Origin of the sequence: Pedobacter miscanthi (assembly GCF_032678605.1) — a bacterium.
GTDB lineage: Bacteria > Bacteroidota > Bacteroidia > Sphingobacteriales > Sphingobacteriaceae > Pedobacter > Pedobacter miscanthi_A.
Map to the genome: position 1 here is coordinate 180578 of NZ_JAVTSU010000001.1, position 20477 is coordinate 201054.

Sequence of the window (20477 nt, forward strand, 5' to 3'; positions counted from 1 at the left end):
GGGTCTTATTTAAAGTTTTATTACGGAGTGTGGTTACAAAGCCGGTGGGGCTTAGGTTATGGATTCTTCACTGCGTTTTGAATGATAAGTTTGGCGTTGGACTTCAATTAACCTATTAACCAGTTTATACAATTAACCAATGTTAAGTCTAAAGTCCTTTGTCTGCAGTCCGGAGTCTATTAATTAGTTTTATAGGCAATGAATAAGGTTTATCCATGCGAGAAATTGTCATCCTGAACGCAGTGAAGGATCTTATTTAAAGTTTTATTACGGAGTGTGGTTACAAAGCCGGTGGGGCTTAGGTTATGGATTCTTCACTGCGTTTTGAATGATAAGTTTGGCGTTGGACTTCAATTAACCGATTAACCAGTTTATACAATTAACCAATGTTAAGTCCAAAGTCCTTAGTCTGCAGTCCGGAGTCTATTAATTAGTTTTATAGGCAATTAATAAGGTTTATCCATACGAGAAATTGTCATCCTTGAACGTAGTGAAAGATCTTATTTAAAGTTTTATTACGGAGTGTGGTTACAAAGCCGGTGGGGCTTAGGCTATGGATTCTTCACTGCGTTTTGAATGACAAATTAGTTTGGCGTTGGGCTTAAATTAACCGATTAACCAGTTTATACCGTTAAACCAATGTTAAGTCCAAAGTCCTTAGTCTGCAGTTCAGAGTCTATTAATTAGTTTTATAGGCAATTAATAAGGTTTATCCATACGAGAAATTGTCATCCCGAACGCAGTGAAGGATCTTATTTAAAGTTTTATTACGGGGTGTGGTTAAAGCCGGTGGGGCTTAGGCTATGGATTCTTCACTGCGTTTTGAATGATAAGTTTGGCGTTGGACTTCAATTAACCGATTAACCAGTTTATACAATTAACCAATGTTAAGTCCAAAGTCCTTAGTCTGCAGTTCAGAGTCTATTAATTTGTTTTATAGGCAATTAATAAAGTTTATCCATACGAGAAATTGTCATCCCGAACGCAGTGAAAGATCTTATTTAAAGTTTTATTACGGAGTGTGGTTACAAAGCCGGTGGGGCTTAGGCTATGGATTCTTAACTGCGTTTTGAATGACAAATTAGTTTGGCGTTGGGCTTCAATTAGCTGATTAACCAGTTTATACAATTAACCAATGTTAAGTCCAAAGTCCTTAGTCTGCAGTCCGGAGTCTATTAATTGGTTTTATAGGCAATTAATAAGGTTTATCCATACGAGAAATTGTCATCCTTGAACGTAGTGAAAGATCTTATTTAAAGTTTTATTACGGAGTGTGGTTAAAGCCGGTGGGGCTTAGGCTATGGATTCTTCACTGCGTTTTGAATGATAAGTTTGGCGTTGGACTTCAATTAACCGATTAACCAGTTTATACAATTAACCAATCTTAAGTCCAAAGTCCTTAGTCTGCAGTCCAGAGTCCATTAATTGGTTTTATAGGCAATTAATAAGGTTTATCCATACGAGAAATTGTCATCCTGAACGCAGTGAAAGATCTTATTTAAAGTTTTATTACGGAGTGTGGTTACAAAGCCGGTGGGGCTTAGGCTATGGATTCTTCACTGCGTTTTGAATGATAAGTTTGGCGTTGGACTTCAATTAACCGATTAACCAGTTTATACAATTAACCAATTAACCAATGAACTATTGAACCAATCTATTTCTCTTGCTCAGGGTAATCCCCAGCGTCATTACAATACTCGAACCCAGTACCACCAGAAATAAAAAGGGCGTACCCACTTCCTGTATCTTTAGCGATGCGGGCAGGTTAAAGTAAAGCAAAATGCTGATCAGTCCACGTGGTGCGATGTATAAAATCGGACTTAAGTTTTCCTTTTTGAATATTTTGAGGAAGAGGATCCTGATCAGGTATATCGATACCAAAATAAAAAAACCATTCGCCAGTACAATTTTATTATTCAGTTCGCCTATATTCATTGTAAAACCGAAAATAACAAAGAAAAATGTCCGCAGAATAAAGGCGCTTTCTGCCGATAGCTGGTAAAGCTGGGATAAATCGGCCGTTAAATTTTTGTACAAAAAGATGCTTCTGAACCAAACGTTCCGTATCGTATCGGCATTGTTCAGGAATAAGCCCGTACTTAAAATCAGCACCAGCGAAGATAGGTGATAAGACTGGCCGATGGCATAAACCAGGATGAGTATGGCAATAATGAGAAAGAATTTAATATGGTGTACCAGGCGCCCCATAATGTATAACAACACCACGCAGGCAATGGCCGATAGCAAAAGAATGAGGAAGGTACTTAAACCCAGTCCGATAAATGCAGAAGTATTGACCGAAGGATTGGTAATGGCAAAATTGAAAATGATAATTCCCAGGATATCCGAAAAAGAAGATTCATAAATCACAAATTCTTTATCCGTGTTGTTTAAGGCCGCTGCTGATGGTATGGCAATGGCCGAACTGATTACGCTGAAGGGAATGGCGTTTGCAATGCAGGTATATAAATCGTGATGGGTAATCTGGTAAATAATAGTGGTAATTACACTGATGGTACCCAGTAAAATAGTTAAGGCAGATAAAAAAGCGCTGCGGATAATTTTGTTTTTATGCTGGTCGTACTTAAGCTCAAGGGAGCCTTCAAACACAATCAGAATCAAACCAACTGTTCCCAGGGTTGGCAGGATAGAAAGAAAGTTAAAAGTCTGTATTTTAAGATAATCGACCAGGAAACGTAAACCAATACCCAGTAAAAGCAACAATAAAACCGATGGTACTTTGGTTTTACTCGCCACTAAATCAAACAGATAAGAAAAAATAACTAATCCGCTTAAAATAATAAGAATGGTATAAGTTGTCATATTTTAGCGTAAGGTAAGCTGCTAAAATAAAACAATCAAGCTAAGCAAGAAGTAATTTAGTGTAAAAATTATGCTTTAAAGAAAAGCGCCTTTAACTCACTGGCATCATCCGGACTCATTTTTCCGCCTAAAACCAGGCGCAGTTGCCTGCGGCGTAAGGCTCCATCAAATAAGTCAATTTCTGCTGCTGTTTCAGGCATTACTTCCGGAACCGGGATGGTACGGGCGCTCTGATCAACCGCAACAAAAGTATAATATGCTTCATTGCTTTTCTGGCGGGCACCACTGGGGATATTTTCTGCCCAAACATCCAAACGTACTTCCACAGAGGTATTAAAAGCCCTGGTTACTTTTGCCTCAATGGTAATTACATCGCCTAATTTAATAGGGTGTTTAAACGATACATTATCAACCGAAGCCGTAACTACAATGCGGTTACAGTGTTTTTGAGCAGAAATAGCAGCAGCAATATCCATCCAGTGGAGCAAACGGCCGCCCATCAGGTTATTTAAAGTGTTGGTATCATTTGGCAGTACCAACTCATTCATGATGGTAAAACTTTCTCTTGCAAATTTCTTTTTTAAGCTCATTTCATCGCAAAAGTAACAAAAATGTCTGTCAAATCGTACTTTAAATAGATTCCGGACAATTTCCGGCTAATATGAATACCACAATTGCTTTTCTAAAACCTAAAATAGTTTATTGTTTTTTTTTGGAAACGATAAGCAGTAGTTCTTCTGTAACAGCAGTCCTGCTATCCATTAAATTTCGTTAATGTTAGTGCTTAATTTATGGTGAGTTGAGCGAAATATCATTCCTATCAGGTTTAATTCACCAAAATCTGTGGTTGCTGATGTAGTTAGCCACTTTAATAAAGGTTTTTCTATAAAATTTGAGCGAAGTATTGAACACAATGAAAATGATGTGCATCGATTATAGTTTCAATGTAATCAATAAAATAAGCACCCGGTACAGGAAAAACAATTCAATCCATATCCTGTTATCTTAAAAAATCGAATTAATGCAAAACCAAACACTGATCCAATTTTTTCATTGGTATTATAACGAAGAACAAAATTTGTGGACAAAAGTAGCTGCCGAGGCTACCCATTTAAAAGAAATAGGGGTTACAGCTGTTTGGTTGCCACCTGCATATAAAGCTAACAATGCTGCTTATGATGTGGGCTATGCTACTTACGATCTGTTCGATTTGGGCGAGTTCGACCAAAAAGGGGACGTAAATACCAAATATGGTTCTAAAGATGAATATATTAAAGCCATTGATGCCCTCCACGAAAATGGCATTAACGCTTTCGCTGATGTCGTTTTTAACCATAAGGCTAGTGGCGATGAACTGGAAAAGGTTAAAGTGCGAACGGTAAATCCTGATAACAGAAATGAATTTACCAGTGATGTTTTTGAAATAGAAGCCTGGACGAAATTTACTTTTCCGGGCCGAAAAGGCAAGTATTCAGAATTTATATGGGATCACAATTGTTTCAGTGGGGTAGATTGGGCTGAAGACCTTAAACAAACAGGCATTTATTCCATCCAGAATGATGTGGGCGAAGGTTTTGAAGAAGTTCCCTCAACAGAGCTGGGCAATTATGATTACCTGATGTTTAACGATATTGATTACCGTAACCGTGCGGTAGTGGAGGAGCTGAAGTATTGGGGTGAATGGATTGTAGAAACCACTAAAGTAGACGGTTTTAGGTTGGATGCGGTAAAACACATTAATCCGCATTTTATTATTGAATGGATTGACCATTTGAACCAGAAATTTAACCGTGAGTTTTTTATTGTTGCGGAAGACTGGAATGTGGTAGATATAGCAGGACAACTGGAATACATTGAGCTTACGGGCGGGCGTACCCAGATTTTTGACTCGCTTTTACACCATAATTTTTTTGTGGCCAGTAAGGATGAAAGTTTTGATATGCGGACTATTTTTAATGATACTTTGGTACAGGTGAAGCCCGAACTGGCCGTTACTTTTGTTGATAACCACGATTCTCAACCTTTGCAGGCATTAGAATCTTATGTCGGTTTTTGGTTCAGGCCTTTGGCTTATTCCATGATTTTATTGCGCCTGCAAGGTATTCCTTGTTTGTTCTTTCCTGATTTATACGGGGGCATTTACGATGATAAAGATAAAGAAGGTAATGAAGTGCATGTAGAATTGGTTGCTATTGAGGCGGTAAAAAGCATGAGTAAAATCCGTACAGCTTTAGCTTATGGAGAACAACGTGATTACTTTGATCACGGCAATTGCGTGGGCTGGACAAGGGAAGGGGATGATGCACATGAAAATAGCGGACTTGCGGTATTATTAAGTACAGGTGAAGAAGGTTATAAAGAAATGGAAATCGGTAAACATTTCGCCGGAAAAACATTTATTGATGCATTAGGACATAGAACGCAGGAAGTTGTGATTGATGAAAATGGCTGGGCAGAGTTTCATTGTAATGCGGGCAATGTATCGGTATGGGTTTTGAAAGTGGGGTAGGGTTGTTAATCCCATGGTCTGTGTCCCCACAGACCATTTGTTCGTAATCCCAAAAAAAATAGCTACAGATGCACACACCTGTCCGACTGGTCAGGTGGGGATAAACACGGATTTCCGTATCCCCGCCTGAACGGCTAAGTAGCTGTGTGCATCGTTTTTATCTGTGGTTAATTTATACGCGCCTAGCCTAAAACATAACAATGTTGGTGAGTCACCAGCCACAAAATACGGGTTTGTCATCCTGAACGCAGTGAAGGATCTTTTTTGAGTAGACTTAACGTAACAGGCTTGTAAGATGCCGAGATTGGTGGTTCTTCTGCCTGGGATTCTTCACTGCGTTCAGAATGACAGATTATATCGGTGGTTTGTGAGGACACAGACCACGGAATATTTTACTGCCTACAAAAAATTATCTTCAGCCCTATAAGCCGAAATAACAGCCAGTTCGCCCTCTTTACCACTTTTCGAATTGCCATGTTCCATACCCATAACGCCTTTATAACCCTTTTGATGTAAATGTTTAAACAGGTTTTTATAATTGATTTCGCCTGTGGATGGTTCTTTTCGGCCCGGGTTATCACCAATCTGGATGTATGCAATTTCATCCCAGCAGCGATCGATGGTTTTAATTAAATCGCCTTCGGTACGTTGCATATGGTAAATATCGTAAAGGATTTTGCAGGATGGACTTTTAACCGCTTTGCAAACCGCATAGGTTTCATTTGTTTTCTGCAGGAAAAGCTCTGGTGTATCGCTCAAAGTTTCCAGTACCATAATTAATCCATGTGGTTCGAAAATTTCTGCACCTGCACGCATGGCGTCTATTACATTGGCAAACTGGTTGCCGTAAGGTAAATTTCGTTCGTAAAAACCAGGAACCACCGTAAGCCATTTGGCGTTACAACGTTTTGCAGCTTCTACCGACTTTTTACAGGTTTCGATAAATTTATCTTTAAACTCTTTTTTGCCTGTGGTTAATGAGGTTTTCCAGTTATCGCCGCCATCTACCACAAACACACCCATGCGCATGCCCAGTTTAGCCAGTAAATTGCCAATTTTTTCCTGTTCCTCAACCGGGCGGCCGAGGTAGCCATTATCTTCAATAGAGCGGAAACCTTTATCGTACATAAACTGGATCTGATCTAAAAAACTTTTGCCTGCATGATTTTGGAACATGCCCTGGTGTGGAGCGTAATCAAGGTTGAAAGTTTTGTCGCTTAATAACGTATTTGGCTTTTCTGCTGCAAAAGTTTTGGTAAAACCTGCTCCTGTGGTAATGGCACCGGCAGTAAGCAGGCTATTTCGTATAAATTCACTTCTTTTCATCGGTTTGGTTTTAACTGATATAAGGGCGTAATTAACTTTTTAAATCCTGTGGTTAAAGTATCGGCTACTTTGCCATCTTTTTGGTGGTACACAAAATAAGCTTCCAGGTTTTTTCGGCCTTCTACAAAAGCCATGGCATCTTTAAGGTGCATGGCCATTAGGGCATTGTCGTAACCATCGGCGGTAATGGCATCGTTCGCATAAACCGTAACACTAATCATTTCATTATCGAGCGGATAACCCGTTTTAGGATCGATCAGGTGGGAGATTTTTTTCTTTCCGCTTTGGTGAAATTTCCGGTAGTTACCCGAAGTGGTAATGGCTCCTGAATTTATCGCCGCAATATGCCTGATGACTGGAGTTCCATCTTTATCAGGGCCTTCTATACCGATTTTCATCGGCTCACCATTTGGTTTCGGACCCAAAATTCTGATTTCACCGCCCAGTTCGGCCACATACTGTTTAATTCCTTTTTGCTCCAGATAGGCTGCAATTAAATCAACACTGTAACCCTGGGCAATTCCATTTAAATCGATGTGTACGCAAGGTTTTAATTTGGAAAGCACTCCGCCTTTTAATTTCAGGTTTTTCATGCCAACGCAGGTGAGGATCGATTTGATGGTAGCCGGATCTGGTTCAGATTTAGCCTGCTTAGGGCCAAAGCCCCAGGCCTGAACCAAAGGTGCTACGGTGATGTCGAAAATGCCTTTGGTATCTGCATTGATCTCAAAACTTCTTTTGAGCACATCGTTCATGAAACGATCGGTTTTGATCTCCTTTTCGCCTGCATTAAACTGATTTATCAATGATCCCTTTTTGTAAAGGGACATCGATAAATCAATTTCGTATAATAAACTGTCTATGCCTTGTTTGGTAGCCAAACTATCGGTGGCATAATACATTATAGCATAATCGGTTCCCTGTGCATAACCACTGATCTTATATGGTCTGGTTTCTTTTTTAAAAGAAAAAGCCAGGATCACGGGTAAAATGAAAAACAAAAAACTATAACGCATCTTTTAAAATTAAAGCACTTTTGTTTGTCCGGGCATGGCGATAGGGTATAAACCATTCGCATCAGGCATTAAGCGTGGATTGGCGTCCCATGCAAAACGCTCAGGTAACAAACTGTTATTGGCTGCCAATGCTTCATCCCATTTAATGGTTTGGCCAGAGTAAGTGGCGTAACGGCCAATAATGGCAGAAAACGTACTCGTTGCCGCATAATCTACATTGCTAAATCTATACTCGCCCTTAGAAACCGCATCGAACAATTCGTCGTGTTCAGTTTGGTAAGGATTGGCGTTTCCTTTGGTATTGTGGTTATAAAGTTCCTTGCCTTTATAATCTTTCATAATGGCCTGGTTGCTTCCTGAAAGGTAGATTTTACCTTTTGTACCCTGGAAAGATTCATCTACACGGTTGCTGATGCCTTCAAAATGCCTGCACTGGCTGTTAATTACCGCACCATCGGCATAAGTTAATTCGATGGAGTGGTTATCATAAATTTCGCCATAATCTTTACCCGTTCTCCAGGCACGGCTGCCCGTTCCCTGTACCGATACCGGGTGCCCGTTTTTGATCCAGTTGGCTATATCGATATTGTGTACATGCTGCTCTACAATATGATCGCCGCATAACCAGTTAAAATAATACCAGTTCCGCATTTGGTATTCCATTTCAGTCTGGTTTGCTTTGCGTGGACGAACCCAAACACCGCCACTGTTCCAATATACCTGGCCCGACATGATATCGCCGATGGCACCATCGTTAATGCGTTTCATCGATTCGCGGTAATTGTTTTGATAACGACGTTGTAAACCAACAACAACATTTAATTTTTTCTTCTTGGCTTCTTCAGCTGCGGCCAGCACCTTTCTGATTCCTGGCGCATCAACAGCAACAGGTTTTTCCATAAAAATCTGTTTGTTCTGTTTTACGGCTTCTTCGAAATGGATAGGACGGAAACCCGGAGGCGTGGTTAACAATACTACATCGGCCAATGGAATGGCTTTTAAATACGCATCGAAACCTACAAACTGGCGTTCTTTCGGAACATCCATTTTTGCGGCAAATTTAGCATTTAAAGATTGGTAACTGCTATCCAGGCGATCCTGAAAAGCATCAGCCATCGCCACTAGTTTAATGTTGAATTTAGTGCTCAGTGCCTGAAAAGCTGCTCCTGTACCACGGTCGCCACAGCCAATTAAGGCTATTTTAATCGTGTCTGATCCTGATGCGTAAGCCCCGGCCAATGGAATGCTGCTTAACATGGCCCCACCTGCAAGCATAGCAGTTGCTTTTAAAAAATCGCGGCGATCTTGTTGGTTAATTGGTTTTTTCATGTGTTTAGTTTTTTGTGGTTTTAAAGGTCTTTTATAGGTTGTTTGTCGTAATAAGCATCAATTTCTGCTTTTGAAGGCGTTTTAGCCGGTCGTACTAAACGCATCCCCACAAATGGAGCCTCAGGGAACCACCAATTGCTTTTCGGAATCTGCGGATCTAATTGTTTCCAGGATGGATCTGAAGCCAATCTAACAGTTGAAGTTAAATTTTCTGGTACTTCATCATAAGAACCGCCGCGTACTGCATTTGGGTAAAGTTTTTCGGGTTTTGCAACAGGGTTTTCAGTGGTTTTATCTTTGCCCTGGTTATAAAAATCGGCGATATACTGGTCGTAAGTCCATTCGCTAACATTTCCGTGCATATCAAACAAACCCCATGCATTCGGTTTTTTTAACCCTACCTGATGCGTTTTGTTATTGCTGTTATCCTTATACCAGGCATAATCATTTAATTTAGCAGCATCGTTGCCAAAAGAATAAGCGGTTTCAGTTCCGGCTTTGCAGGCATATTCCCATTCTGCTTCTGTAGGTAAACGATAAAATACACCAGTACGGATGTAAAGCCATTTGCAAAACTGGATGGCATTATATTGAGTCATAGCTACTGCTGGCTGGTGTTCTTTTCCCATGCCAAAGGTCATGTCGAGATAGGGTTTGGTAGGCCGGGTTACAGCATCCACTTCAGGTGGGATAGCACCTTCACTGGCTTTTTTTTCGTAATCGCGGTAAAGAAAAGGTTCGAAAATATCCCAGGTTACTTCATGTTTCCCGATCCAGAAAGCGTCGAGTTTTACTTCATGTACAGGTTGTTCGTCAGGTTTACCTGTTTTGCTCCCCATTTTAAATTTACCCGCCGGAACGGCCTGCATATCAAATTTTAATTTGGTTCCGTTGATGGATTGGGTGTACGAACCGGTTTGGCTTTGCGCAAAAATTTGCACACAGGGACTGATGATTAATGCAGCGGCAATTAACTTCTTAAACATAATTTTTGGTTAGAAATACTTATTCTCTAAGTATTTATCGGGTTACTTTCTGAAATACTAAAGTAAATAACCACAGTTAAAACAAGAGAAAACTATTGTAACAATAAAGGTAAGCATTGTAATATTAAAAGTCAAGTTGACAATTAATCGCCGGGAAAGCAGAAAAAGGTTATCTTCTGTCAGTTACCTTGTTGCTTAAATTGGTAAAGCCAATCAATGTATCCCAGCGGGCGCCAGGACGGCGGTAATAAACAAAAACCTGATAACTGTTTTCAGTCTGGAAGAAAGCACCTTCAAAAAACCTGGTCTCCATTACCTTGGTATCTTTATTAAACCAGGCAAATTCATAATCGTAAAGGCCTTGTTTAAGCATAATATTGCCATAAAACTGTTTTCTATTGGCATCATATAGAAGTTTGTTTTCATTGCTCATGGTATAATTGTTAAAGCGACCAACAACATAAGTATCTCCATTTGCACTGGGAGCAGGGGCATTTAATGTAAATAATACACCCATATATTCCGATTCTGTTTTATCATCACGCCCATCGGTATTGCGGATAAAAAAGTTTCCGTTTTCATCATACTGATTGGCAAAAGCACCCGATGTTCTTGGTGCATCCTGAAAAAGCATTACGTTTACCGATTCGTTATCACGGTAAATATCTTTAACATTATCGGCTTTATACCTTAAACTGCGGGTATCAAATTTCCTGAATTCATTATCGCCCCAAAAATCGTTGGTATTGAGGTCGTTATAAACCAGTTGATTTGGCCTGACAAAAGAGGGTTTCGTATTCACCTGACTGGTATTTGCATTGAAATTCTGCATCACCACAGCCTTTAAATCCTGATAGGGGTTTTGGATCGGGAAAGCGTGGTTAATGGTAAAGTTGATCTTTTGTTTGTAATTCCTGTTCTCTACCTGTAAGGAGTTGGTTACCTCTGCTGCAATGGCTACCTGGCTATCGAGCACATAAAAACGCTGTGAAATAACGGGCTTGTTTTTGTCGCCATCTAAATAGACTTTTAAAACATAATTACCGCCAATTTTCGGTTGAATTTGCGTGTTGGGCAAGCTGACTTCGTAATGTGTATATTTCCGGGTGGTGTTTGATGAATACCGGTAATTGAGAATACGATCGTCGTTAAAACTCCCTAAATAATCAATGCTCGAAATCTGCGACGGCTGCCATTCTGCATTACAGTGTTCAATGGTGTACCAATAGTTTTGTGTTCCGGCTAGCAGGTCGTCAAAAGAAAAAGTTATGGTTTCTGATGAGTTGAGCATAATTACCGGTATGCTTTGTTCTTTATTGCTGTTGTAGCAAAGCACAGTTTTAATGTTTGGAAGATAAATTTTATTCTCGTTGGTAAACTTAGTATCGTTTTGCGCAAAAGCGAATGTGGAGATGAAAAATAAAACCGGAATTAATATTTTCTGCATGGTTAAAAGTAAAGTTTTATTGGGAAGTGGCAAAGTCTGTTGTTAAGTTTAGCCACAGATGCACGGATTAGCACGGAAAATTTGCAGCGTATCGTCATCCCGACCGTAGCGGAGGGATCTGTCTAAGAAGGAAATAATTGCCACGGATGCGCGGATTAACATAGACAGATTTAAATAAAAAGGGTCGTCATTGCGAGGCACGAAGCAATCTTAATGCGCACGCTAGTAGCGATAGTTGTAAGATTGCTTCCCCGAAATCGGGGCAGGCTGTCGGCTGAAAAAGCCTTCAGCAATAACGACCCCTCTAAGACTATTAATTAAAAAAAGTCACTGTCATTTATATCGATTTTTATGAAATATATTCTCCCTCAGGATTGACAAAGCCAGTAGGAAGGAGCGAGGGATTTCCTTTTACATTTTCGCCTTTATCTGTGTTAATCTGTGTTTCCGTGGCAAAAATATTCATTGCAAAAACAAGCCGTCCCGATTTTACATCGGGACGGCTATATATCTATTTTGATTTCTGGTTAAACTAACCTTCCAACTCCATAATTTCGGCAGCTAAACTTTCCCATTTTTCCTGACTGTTATCTAAATCAGCTTTAGTTGTTAAATAACGTTTATTGGTTTCGGCCAGTTTATCTGCTTTGCTGTAAACGTTTTCATCTGCCAGTTCTGCTTCAATATCTTTAACTTTTTGCTCCAGCTCAGTAATCAGTTTTTCTGTTTTTTGCAATTCGTCGTTCAGTTTTTTTAACTGGTTTGTCGCATTGGGCGAAACAGGTTTAGGAGCCTCTTTTTTAACTTCTGGCATTTTAACCGGAATAGGTTTAGCTGCAGGAATAATCCTTTTGCTGTTCCACTCTTCGTATTCTGCATAAGTGCCGGGGTATTGTTTAATTTTTCCACCTTCAATAAACCAGATTTTGTTTGCCACATTATCAAGGAAATACCTATCGTGTGATACGGCAATAAAAGTACCTTCAAATTGATCTAAAGCCTGGATCAGGATGTTAACCGATTGAATATCCAGGTGGTTGGTAGGCTCATCCAGAATCAGGAAGTTAGAATCTGTTGTTAAAGATTTAGCCAGTGCCACACGAGATTTCTCCCCTCCTGAAAGCACCTTGATTTTTTTGAAAACATCATCACCCGTAAACAGGAAACAGCCTAAAATACCACGCAATTCGGTATCACTATGTTTTGGGGCAAAGGCCTGAAGCTCCTCTAAAATAGAATTTTCAAGGTGTAACGACTCTAACTGGTGCTGAGCAAAGAAAGTGGTGGTTACATTATGACCAGTTTCGCAAAAGCCTTCAAATTTTTCGGTGCCGGCAATCATCCTTAATAGGGTAGATTTACCTTTACCATTTGCACCAATTAATGCAATTTTATCGCCTTTTTCGATTACACCTTCGGCATCATCTAAAATATGGACATTTGGATAGCTTTTGTTGGCATGTTCTATACGCACCACGTGCCTGCCTGATGGTTTAGAGAATTTAAATGCAAAATTTACGGTTGGATTATCGTCGTCCACATCATCAACACGTTCCATTTTATCCAGGGCTTTCATCCGCGATTGTGCCATTTTGGCTTTACTCGCTTTAGCTTTAAAACGTTCAATTAAACGCTCTTCCTGTTTGATTTTAGCCTGCTGGTTTTTAAATTCACCTTTTTGGATCTCGCCGCGTAATGCTTTTTCCTCTACATAAAAACTATAGTTGCCGGCATAAACCGTTAACTTGCCTTTACGCGATTCTACCGTACGGTTTACAATTTTATCCAGAAAATACCTATCGTGTGATACAATTACAATAGCGCCTTCAAAACCCATTAAATAATTTTCCAGCCATTTAATAGAGGGTAAATCCATGTGGTTGGTAGGCTCATCCAGTAAAAGGATATCTGGCGTTTGCAATAAGATTTTGGCGAGCATTACCCGCATACGCCAACCTCCAGAAAAGGTATTTAACGGACGTAACTGATCTGCGGTGCTAAAACCTAAACCAGCCAGAATTTCGTTTGCCCTGTATTCGATGTTATAACCATCCAAAGCTTCAAATTCCTGTTGTTTATCGCTTAGCTTATGTAAAACCTCCTCGCTATAATCGGTTTCGATTTTTTTAAGCAGCTCTTCAATTTCATCGTGCAATTGGTTCTGGCGCTCAAAAGCTTCCATGGCCACATGCAAAATGCTATGGTGCGAATCGTAAGAAAGTAAATCCTGGTTTAGGTAACCGATTTTAAGGTCTTTCGACATCGAAACCGTACCCGAACTCGGGGCATATTCGCCTACAATTATTTTTAAAAGTGTTGATTTTCCTGTCCCGTTGGCACCGATTAAACCAGCTCTGTCGCCAGGTTTAATGTGCCAGTTCGCGTCATCGTACAAGGCCCTTGAGCCAATCAGGAATGTTAAATTATTTATTGAAATCATTTCGGCTGCAAAAGTACGAAATTTAAAGGCTTTTTTTAGATGGAAACTTAAATACGGAAAACCTTGTCATTCTGAACCCAGTGAAGAATCTTTTTGTTGTTATTTGCCAGTCTGTAAATAGGTTTAGATCTTCTTAATCTTGCAGCGATATATTGGTGATGTGTTTCCAGCAGATTTCACTGATTAGCGCAGCACATAAATTAATCGTTGGTTACAAAATAAATTTTGATTTCAACAAAACCTTGCTACCTTTGTACTGTAATAAAAATAATTACAGAATGAGCAACAGCCGGTTTCCTATCTCTTTACATATTCTAACCTTGCTAAATGAGGCGAAAGGTGCTGTGGTGAGTTCGGAATACCTATCTGGAAGCATTAATATTAATCCTGTTTTGGTGCGTAAGGAAATTATGAATTTACGCAAACATGGTTTTGTGGAAAGCAAAGAAGGTAAAGGGGGAGGTTCATTTCTGGCTAAAAATGCTTCGGATATTAATTTAGGGGAAGTTTATCAGGCGGTTAGAAGCAGCAATGTATTGGGGCAAAGTAAAAATGAACCTAATCCGAAATGTCCGATCGGAAGGCAGATCAATCAACATTTAGATTCGCTGTATAACGACGCCGAAAATGCTTTGATCGCAAGTTTATCGAAACAGACACTGGCAGATTTTGCATTAAAGTTTAAATAAAATTTTTTATCAAAAACTGTAACAAAAAATATTACAATTAAAAAAATATTAAACTAAAAATTAAATAACATGAAAGTAGCATTAATCGGAGCATCAGGTTTTGTAGGTAAAGCCATTTTAAACGAATTGGTAAGTCGTGGCAACGAAGTAACCGCCATTGCGCGTGATACCGCCAAAATTGAAAATAGTGATGCCAAAGTAAATAAAGTTGCAGCTGATGTTTTGGATACAGAAAAACTGGCTGGGGCTTTAAAAGGAGCTGATGCGGTAGTAAGTGCATTTAATGCCGGTTGGACCAATCCTAACTTATACAATGATACCGTGCAGGGTGCAGAAGCCATACAGAAAGCTGTAAAAACTGCAGGTATTAAACGTTATATTTTTATCGGTGGGGCAGGTACTTTACAGATTGATGGACACCAAATCGTGGATGGACCAAATTTTCCGGCAGAATATAAGCCAGGGGCAACTGCAGTAAGAGATTACTTTAATACCTTAAAACACGAAACCGAGTTAGATTGGTTGTTTTTTAGTCCGGCAATTGAAATGCACCAGGGGATTACCACCGGTAGAACAGGGAAATATCGTTTAGGTAAAACCAGTCCTGTTTTTAACGAAGAAGGTCGTTCTATTTTATCGGTAGAAGATTTAGCAATCGTAATTGCCGATGAGTTGGAGAATAATGCACATCACCAGGAGCAGTTTACGGCAGCTTATTAGAGAGGTTTGTTCATTAATCATTGGCTCATGGTTGATGATCAGGGACTAATAGCCTAAAGGTTGATGTTTTAATGGCTCATGGTTAATAGTGCGTCGGGTTATTCCATATGGCGATCAAACTATTAACTATGAACCATCATCTACATTTGAAGATAGATAACAACACCACAACATCCATCAAGGCCTGTGATTTACCATTTATACTAATGACCATTGAACTAAGAACCTTTTTTCCATAATTAGCATTAAGTTCTTATCTTCGTGGCATGTATCGCCTTATTAAACCACTATTCTTCAAGTTTGACCCTGAAAACGTACATTATTTTGTAGTAAAACGGTTAAAATGGTTTAATGATAAGTTTCCTTTGGGTAAAACCATTATCAGGAGCAGCTTTGATGTTCATATTAAAGGTTTAGAACGGGAAGTTTTTGGAATAAAATTCAGAAATCCTGTTGGTTTGGCTGCCGGCTTTGATAAAAACGGTGAATATGTAGAGCCTTTGAGTAATTTAGGCTTTGGTTTTATCGAAGTGGGTACGGTAACACCTATGCCTCAGCCTGGCAATGATAAACCCCGCATGTTCCGCTTGCCTAATGATGAAGCCCTGATTAACCGGATGGGTTTTAACAATAAAGGGGTAGATGTAATGGCCGAACGTTTGCGTTTGCTTAAAGATAAACATCCTGATATTGTAGTAGGTGGAAACATCGGTAAAAACAAGGCTACCCCAAACGAAGATGCGGTAAGCGATTATATCAAATGTTTCGATCGTTTGTTTGATGTGGTAGATTATTTTGTGGTAAATGTAAGTTCGCCCAATACCCCGGGTTTACGCGAACTGCAGGAAAAAGAGCCACTTAAAAAGATCCTTAATACCTTACAGCAACGCAATCGTAAAAACGACATTTCACGCCCGATTTTATTAAAGATTGCACCCGATTTAACTGATGCACAATTAGATGATATTATTGAAATTGTAGCAGAAACTAAAATTGCAGGCATTATCGCTACCAATACTACCATTAGCAGGGAAAATCTGGCTACTGAAAAAGATTTGACCGGTGAAACTGGCGGACTGAGTGGTAAACCTGTTAAAGAACGCTCTACCGAGGTAATTCGTTATCTTTCAGAAAAATCGAATAAAGCTTTCCCAATTATCGGTGTAGGTGGGATCCATTCGGCAAAAGATGCTCAGGAAAAAATAGATGCAGGTGCTTCATTAGTGCAATTGTATACCGGTTTTATCTATGAAGGACCGGGGTTGATCAAAAGCATTTGTAAAGCATTGGTGTAAAATATCTTTCTTATTTTATTTAACCCCTAGCCACCATTGTTTAAATGGCTGTTGCCTGTTGTTAAGATGCACCACTTCGCCAATCATCGGACTCGCCAATGGAATGTTATTCGCTTTGGCAAGTGCCGAAATTTTGATCAGGGGTTCGTCCCAGGGGTGCTTACCCAATGTAAATTTAGAGTTGTGTACAGGCAAAATGCGTTTAGCTTTTAAATCTTTAGCGGCCTGTAATACATCTTCTGGCAGGTTATGTACCGAGCGCCAGGCTTTGTCATATTGGCCATTTTCAATAATGGCTAAATCGATCGGGCCGAATTTTTTGCCTGTTGCTGCATAATGGTGATCATAACCACCATCTCCGCTATAATAAATCTTCATAGACGGCGATTGAATGATGTACGACATCCAAAGTGTTTTTGCACTGCGCAAGCCACGGCCGGATTCGTGATGGGTAGGAGCAGTGTAAATGGTGTAGTTGGCGCCAACATTAACCTGCTCATTCCAGTCTTTCTCGATTAACTTTTCAGCCGGATAACCCCAATATTCGAAATGTGCACCAACACCCAATCCGCAGATTACATGTTTTACCTTATCTTTAATTGCCACAACTGTTTGGTAATCTAAGTGATCGTAATGGTCGTGTGAAATAATCAGATAATCAATAGGCGGAATGTCTGCCGCAGTATAAATATCGCTTCCTGGATAAGCTTTTGGTCCCCAGGGTAATGGTGATGCCCGTTCGCTGAAAACCGGATCAATCAAAATTCTTTTGCCATCCAGTTGGATAAAGCAGGAGGAGTGACCAAACCAAACCAGCACATTTGAATCTAAAGGGATATTGAATAGATTGGTTTTAACAGAAGGAATCGAATCTACAGGACTGGTGCGGGGATGGTGTTTAAATAAGGTTGAATAAATTTCGCCAGCAATAGTGTATCCTTCAGAAATGGTAGGTTTTTCAATCTGGTTATGAAATTGTCCGTTTTTGTAGTTAGGCGATTTTTCTATCCTGGCCAGCCTTTCCCCTTCAGGCGAAGCTCCAAATTGCGGTTGCCTCATGTAGAAAAAGGTTGTGATCGCTAAAATCGTAATAATAGCCAGTAAGGAAAGAATGGTGTTTCTTAATATTTTTAGAAATCGGCGCATTTTATTACTTATTCTGCAGCCAATATTTTAATATCTGCAATTTCTAAAACTTGTTTCGAATAGCCTTTTTTTACAGCATTAATCATGGCTTGTGCAACTTGTTTTAGTGTTAGTGATAATTTGGGTAAAAGAATTGGAAAAATCCATATTATAGGTTTAAACAAAGCTTTTACGTTTTTTTGTTGTTTAAAAGGTTTCATAAACCCTGGACGGAAATTGTACTGTGCTTTAAAGGGGAGTTTCATCAAAGCATTTTCGGTTTTGCCTTTTATGCGTGCCCACATTATTTTTCCTTTTTCGGTACTATCAGTATGTCCGCCGGAAACAAAGTTGAAAACCATATCCGGGTTCCATTTTACCAGTTGTTGGGCAAATGCCATGGTGGTTTCGTAGGTGATGTGATTGTATTTTTCTTCGTTCATGCCTACAGAACTGATCCCGGCACAATAGAAACAAGCGTCGTAACCTGATAGCTGATTCTCCAGTCCTCCAAGCTTTGTAAAGTCGTTAACGATCAGCTCTTTTAATTTTGGGTGTTGCAGATCGTAATGCCTGCGGTTAACAATCAATACTTCTTTTATAACCGGATTTTCTAAACATTCGAATAGAACACCTTCGCCAACCATTCCGGTGGCCCCTGTAATAATTACCTTCATTTTATTCCTTAATTTAAATCAAAGATCGGTATTTAAATGATTGCGTGTTTTGTTGAAAAGCTCAATTTTACTTTACTGAAAGTTTAAGGGAGAAACTGATTTATTTCTGTCTTTTTACCATTTCATTGATCCAGATAGGGGCAAAGGGCGAAGTACATCCTTTTGAAACCGGATAATCGCGATAAATGCCGAGTTTTTCACCTATGGCAAGGGCTCTTTCTCTATAATTTAGGTGATTAATGCCAATCTGTGCCAATGCGGTGTTCATTGTCCATTGCGTCTCTGGGGCAACTTTTGGCATTTCGTTTTCAATGCGGTCGAGGATTGCTGGGATGTCCAAACCTTCAGGATCGCGTGCAATCCGTCCGCTGGTTAAACTCCAGCCTGCGCGGGCCAACATTTTATTGTTGGCATTCATCCATTTTTCACGGAACTGCTCTTTACCGGGATATTCTTTAACCACATAGTTATAAAACCAGTCGGCGGCCCAGGCGAAATCTTCTGAAGATACCATCTGTTCGATATCTGAGGGAAAAAGTTCTTTGGGATTGATGATCAGGATGGCTAACATCCTGGCGTCGATATTTCCGGTTTCCCATAACTCCAATGCCAGCTGGTGGTCTGTTTTGATCTTTTTGGCTATGTTTCTGATATCGCCCATCTTAACACCGAAAAGGTTTTCGCGTGCGCCATTTTTGAGATGCTGTTTGCGCGCTTTCTCATCGGCGAGTGATTCGAGGCTAGAAAGGGTTTCGGTAAGGTTCATAAGTTCTCCTTAAAAATCTGATCGTATAAAGTTAGGGTTTTTAAAGGAAGGGAGGAGAGGCTAAGAAAATCTATTAACTAATTTGTCTTCTTAAAGTAATTTCCAGTTAGTCTATAGGTTATTTTCCTATCGGTAAATTTTCCGTTTGTCAATAATAAGGGGATAGAGATTTCTTTTTTGTCACTACCATAATAAGGGCAAAGATGTTTAAGCTCATCACTGTTATTCCTATTTGCACTTAAGGAATAATCAACTTCATAATGCAAGCTATTCTTTAAGCCTGCTTTTGTTAAATTGAGCTTGATCTTATCGTTTAACTTATTTTTTTCTATACTGAGAATCTGCATTTTGAAATAAAATAATGCAGTACTACCCGTAAAAGATTTTGAGCACGAATTAATACTTAATTTGCTACCAATAAAAGGCTAAAAGTAGATTGAGGCATTATTTGAACTTTACAAATTCATCAGGGCGTTCTTTGGCGTATTTCTCTAATAATTTCATTGTATTATCGTGTATTTTGTAATAAGTCTCGTCGTATTGGTTAAAGCCTATAAGTTTTGGAAATAATAATTCTTGTCGGTTTTTTTTCTTTAATTCAACAAATAAGGCTTCATTTTGTAAGTAATAATCATCGGCTTTAGAGATTAAATCAACCATTTCATGATCGCCAATTAATTTTAATCCTTTTTTGATCGCTGGAAGATATTCACGATAATCATTTGTATAAAATTGAATGAAGCCCCCATTGGTTACTTCTGCATCAAGATACCAAAAAAAATATAAGGCTTTTTGCCCGGGAGAAAATCTTTTGGAAAGTTCCTTGTCATCATCTCTACTTTTAGCAAGATTTATGGGTTCAACTATTGCCCAGCCAAAATCCCAATCGTGAAGTGAGTCGAATTTTAATTTATCAAATTCAGGCCTCAATTGATGTTGTTTGTCGGAAAGGCTGTATTGATCTTCTATCGATATATCATTGTTTGCTTTTTGGTCGCGTGATTGATCGCACGACTGGAGAATTATGGCAAAAAGAAATAAGAGCGCAAGTTTCATTTAATAGTTGATTTTATGTTGTTAAGATAAAAATACTAATGCATAAAAAAAGCATCCTTTGATCAGAAGGATGCTTTAAATTTTTTAAAGTTCTAAAAACTTATTTTGCCAAAGCAGCTAAAACAGCATTGTTTTTAGCTAATTGATCGTTTTTAGGTTGTGCAGAACGGCTACCTAACTCAATGTTAGTTGCTCTTTTTAAAAATGCTACCTCTTGGTGAGCTGTATTTTTATTTCTTCTGTCTTTTCTTTTTAATCTGGTAACTGCCATGG

General features: G+C 39.3%; 17 protein-coding genes. 4 read left to right on the forward strand and 13 right to left on the reverse strand.

The features are described 5' to 3' along the window. Positions 1 to 1641: 1641 nt before the first annotated feature. Both R2R28_RS00685 and R2R28_RS00690 read right to left on the reverse strand, forming a co-directional pair. A complete protein-coding gene (locus tag R2R28_RS00685; protein WP_316823777.1) occupies positions 1642 to 2823 on the reverse strand; it encodes a sodium:proton antiporter in 1182 nt (393 codons plus the stop codon). Positions 2824 to 2891: 68 nt separating this feature from the next. Continuing rightward, the gene (locus R2R28_RS00690) at positions 2892 to 3413 is read right to left on the reverse strand and encodes an acyl-CoA thioesterase (protein WP_316823778.1); all 522 of its coding nucleotides are present in this window, start codon (positions 3411 to 3413) and stop codon (positions 2892 to 2894) included. Positions 3414 to 3844: 431 nt separating this feature from the next. Between R2R28_RS00690 and R2R28_RS00695 the strand changes: the two genes are divergently transcribed. Then, positions 3845 to 5332, forward strand: a complete 1488-nt coding sequence (locus R2R28_RS00695; RefSeq protein WP_316823779.1) for an alpha-amylase — start codon at positions 3845 to 3847, stop codon at positions 5330 to 5332. A 399-nt stretch (positions 5333 to 5731) separates the two neighbouring features. Here the strand turns inward: R2R28_RS00695 and R2R28_RS00700 are convergent, their stop codons facing one another. The 6 genes from R2R28_RS00700 to R2R28_RS00725 form a co-directional block, all read right to left on the reverse strand. Next, on the reverse strand, positions 5732 to 6658 hold the full coding sequence (locus R2R28_RS00700; protein ID WP_316823780.1) for a hydroxypyruvate isomerase family protein: 927 nt from the start codon (positions 6656 to 6658) through the stop codon (positions 5732 to 5734). Then, positions 6655 to 7674 carry an FAD:protein FMN transferase gene (locus tag R2R28_RS00705; protein ID WP_316823781.1) on the reverse strand — a complete coding sequence of 340 codons (1020 nt, stop codon included), beginning with the start codon at positions 7672 to 7674 and terminating at the stop codon, positions 6655 to 6657. The genes R2R28_RS00700 and R2R28_RS00705 overlap by 4 nt, the downstream gene beginning before the upstream one ends. A gap of 9 nt (positions 7675 to 7683) precedes the next feature. Then, positions 7684 to 9003, reverse strand: a complete 1320-nt coding sequence (locus tag R2R28_RS00710; RefSeq protein WP_316823782.1) for a Gfo/Idh/MocA family oxidoreductase — start codon at positions 9001 to 9003, stop codon at positions 7684 to 7686. 20 nt (positions 9004 to 9023) lie between these two features. Further along, positions 9024 to 9989, reverse strand: coding sequence for a formylglycine-generating enzyme family protein (locus R2R28_RS00715; RefSeq protein ID WP_316823783.1), 966 nt, complete (start codon positions 9987 to 9989; stop codon positions 9024 to 9026). Positions 9990 to 10158: 169 nt separating this feature from the next. Then, positions 10159 to 11436, reverse strand: a complete 1278-nt coding sequence (locus R2R28_RS00720; RefSeq protein ID WP_316823784.1) for a DUF5103 domain-containing protein — start codon at positions 11434 to 11436, stop codon at positions 10159 to 10161. Between the two features lie 532 nt (positions 11437 to 11968). Then, positions 11969 to 13876, reverse strand: coding sequence for an ABC-F family ATP-binding cassette domain-containing protein (locus R2R28_RS00725; protein ID WP_316823785.1), 1908 nt, complete (start codon positions 13874 to 13876; stop codon positions 11969 to 11971). A gap of 278 nt (positions 13877 to 14154) precedes the next feature. On the opposite strand from R2R28_RS00725, the gene R2R28_RS00730 reads away from it, so the two are divergent. From R2R28_RS00730 to R2R28_RS00740, 3 genes are all read left to right on the forward strand, one after another. Continuing rightward, on the forward strand, positions 14155 to 14565 hold the full coding sequence (locus R2R28_RS00730) for an Rrf2 family transcriptional regulator (RefSeq protein WP_316823786.1): 411 nt from the start codon (positions 14155 to 14157) through the stop codon (positions 14563 to 14565). A gap of 69 nt (positions 14566 to 14634) precedes the next feature. Next, positions 14635 to 15285 (forward strand): NAD(P)-dependent oxidoreductase, encoded by a 651-nt coding sequence (locus R2R28_RS00735; RefSeq protein WP_316823787.1) that lies wholly within the window; start codon positions 14635 to 14637, stop codon positions 15283 to 15285. Positions 15286 to 15551: 266 nt separating this feature from the next. Then, positions 15552 to 16580: a quinone-dependent dihydroorotate dehydrogenase gene (locus R2R28_RS00740; RefSeq protein WP_316823788.1), complete on the forward strand. Its 1029-nt coding sequence runs from the start codon at positions 15552 to 15554 to the stop codon at positions 16578 to 16580. Positions 16581 to 16595: 15 nt separating this feature from the next. On the opposite strand, the gene R2R28_RS00745 is transcribed toward R2R28_RS00740, so the two are convergent. The 5 genes from R2R28_RS00745 to R2R28_RS00765 form a co-directional block, all read right to left on the reverse strand. Next, on the reverse strand, positions 16596 to 17639 hold the full coding sequence (locus tag R2R28_RS00745) for an MBL fold metallo-hydrolase (RefSeq protein ID WP_316823789.1): 1044 nt from the start codon (positions 17637 to 17639) through the stop codon (positions 16596 to 16598). A gap of 95 nt (positions 17640 to 17734) precedes the next feature. Further along, a complete protein-coding gene (locus R2R28_RS00750; protein WP_316823790.1) occupies positions 17735 to 18382 on the reverse strand; it encodes an NAD-dependent epimerase/dehydratase family protein in 648 nt (215 codons plus the stop codon). Between the two features lie 100 nt (positions 18383 to 18482). Beyond that, positions 18483 to 19148 (reverse strand): DNA alkylation repair protein, encoded by a 666-nt coding sequence (locus R2R28_RS00755; RefSeq protein WP_316823791.1) that lies wholly within the window; start codon positions 19146 to 19148, stop codon positions 18483 to 18485. A gap of 444 nt (positions 19149 to 19592) precedes the next feature. Then, positions 19593 to 20204 carry a DUF4375 domain-containing protein gene (locus R2R28_RS00760; protein ID WP_316823792.1) on the reverse strand — a complete coding sequence of 204 codons (612 nt, stop codon included), beginning with the start codon at positions 20202 to 20204 and terminating at the stop codon, positions 19593 to 19595. A 100-nt stretch (positions 20205 to 20304) separates the two neighbouring features. Further along, positions 20305 to 20475 (reverse strand): hypothetical protein, encoded by a 171-nt coding sequence (locus tag R2R28_RS00765; RefSeq protein WP_029275070.1) that lies wholly within the window; start codon positions 20473 to 20475, stop codon positions 20305 to 20307. Between the last annotated feature and the right edge of the window lie 2 nt (positions 20476 to 20477).

What these genes read in the sequence shown, in the direction of transcription:
- R2R28_RS00755 (WP_316823791.1), bottom strand. Translation starts at nt 19,148, where the DNA reads ATGAACCTTACCGAAACCCTTTCTAGCCTCGAATCACTCGCCGATGAG.
- R2R28_RS00765 (WP_029275070.1), bottom strand. Translation starts at nt 20,475, where the DNA reads ATGGCAGTTACCAGATTAAAAAGAAAAGACAGAAGAAATAAAAATACA.
- R2R28_RS00690 (WP_316823778.1), bottom strand. Translation starts at nt 3,413, where the DNA reads ATGAGCTTAAAAAAGAAATTTGCAAGAGAAAGTTTTACCATCATGAAT.
- R2R28_RS00700 (WP_316823780.1), bottom strand. Translation starts at nt 6,658, where the DNA reads ATGAAAAGAAGTGAATTTATACGAAATAGCCTGCTTACTGCCGGTGCC.
- R2R28_RS00730 (WP_316823786.1), top strand. Translation starts at nt 14,155, where the DNA reads ATGAGCAACAGCCGGTTTCCTATCTCTTTACATATTCTAACCTTGCTA.
- R2R28_RS00695 (WP_316823779.1), top strand. Translation starts at nt 3,845, where the DNA reads ATGCAAAACCAAACACTGATCCAATTTTTTCATTGGTATTATAACGAA.
- R2R28_RS00745 (WP_316823789.1), bottom strand. Translation starts at nt 17,639, where the DNA reads ATGAGGCAACCGCAATTTGGAGCTTCGCCTGAAGGGGAAAGGCTGGCC.
- R2R28_RS00735 (WP_316823787.1), top strand. Translation starts at nt 14,635, where the DNA reads ATGAAAGTAGCATTAATCGGAGCATCAGGTTTTGTAGGTAAAGCCATT.
- R2R28_RS00715 (WP_316823783.1), bottom strand. Translation starts at nt 9,989, where the DNA reads ATGTTTAAGAAGTTAATTGCCGCTGCATTAATCATCAGTCCCTGTGTG.
- R2R28_RS00760 (WP_316823792.1), bottom strand. Translation starts at nt 20,204, where the DNA reads ATGAAACTTGCGCTCTTATTTCTTTTTGCCATAATTCTCCAGTCGTGC.
- R2R28_RS00725 (WP_316823785.1), bottom strand. Translation starts at nt 13,876, where the DNA reads ATGATTTCAATAAATAATTTAACATTCCTGATTGGCTCAAGGGCCTTG.
- R2R28_RS00685 (WP_316823777.1), bottom strand. Translation starts at nt 2,823, where the DNA reads ATGACAACTTATACCATTCTTATTATTTTAAGCGGATTAGTTATTTTT.
- R2R28_RS00750 (WP_316823790.1), bottom strand. Translation starts at nt 18,382, where the DNA reads ATGAAGGTAATTATTACAGGGGCCACCGGAATGGTTGGCGAAGGTGTT.
- R2R28_RS00720 (WP_316823784.1), bottom strand. Translation starts at nt 11,436, where the DNA reads ATGCAGAAAATATTAATTCCGGTTTTATTTTTCATCTCCACATTCGCT.
- R2R28_RS00740 (WP_316823788.1), top strand. Translation starts at nt 15,552, where the DNA reads ATGTATCGCCTTATTAAACCACTATTCTTCAAGTTTGACCCTGAAAAC.
- R2R28_RS00710 (WP_316823782.1), bottom strand. Translation starts at nt 9,003, where the DNA reads ATGAAAAAACCAATTAACCAACAAGATCGCCGCGATTTTTTAAAAGCA.
- R2R28_RS00705 (WP_316823781.1), bottom strand. Translation starts at nt 7,674, where the DNA reads ATGCGTTATAGTTTTTTGTTTTTCATTTTACCCGTGATCCTGGCTTTT.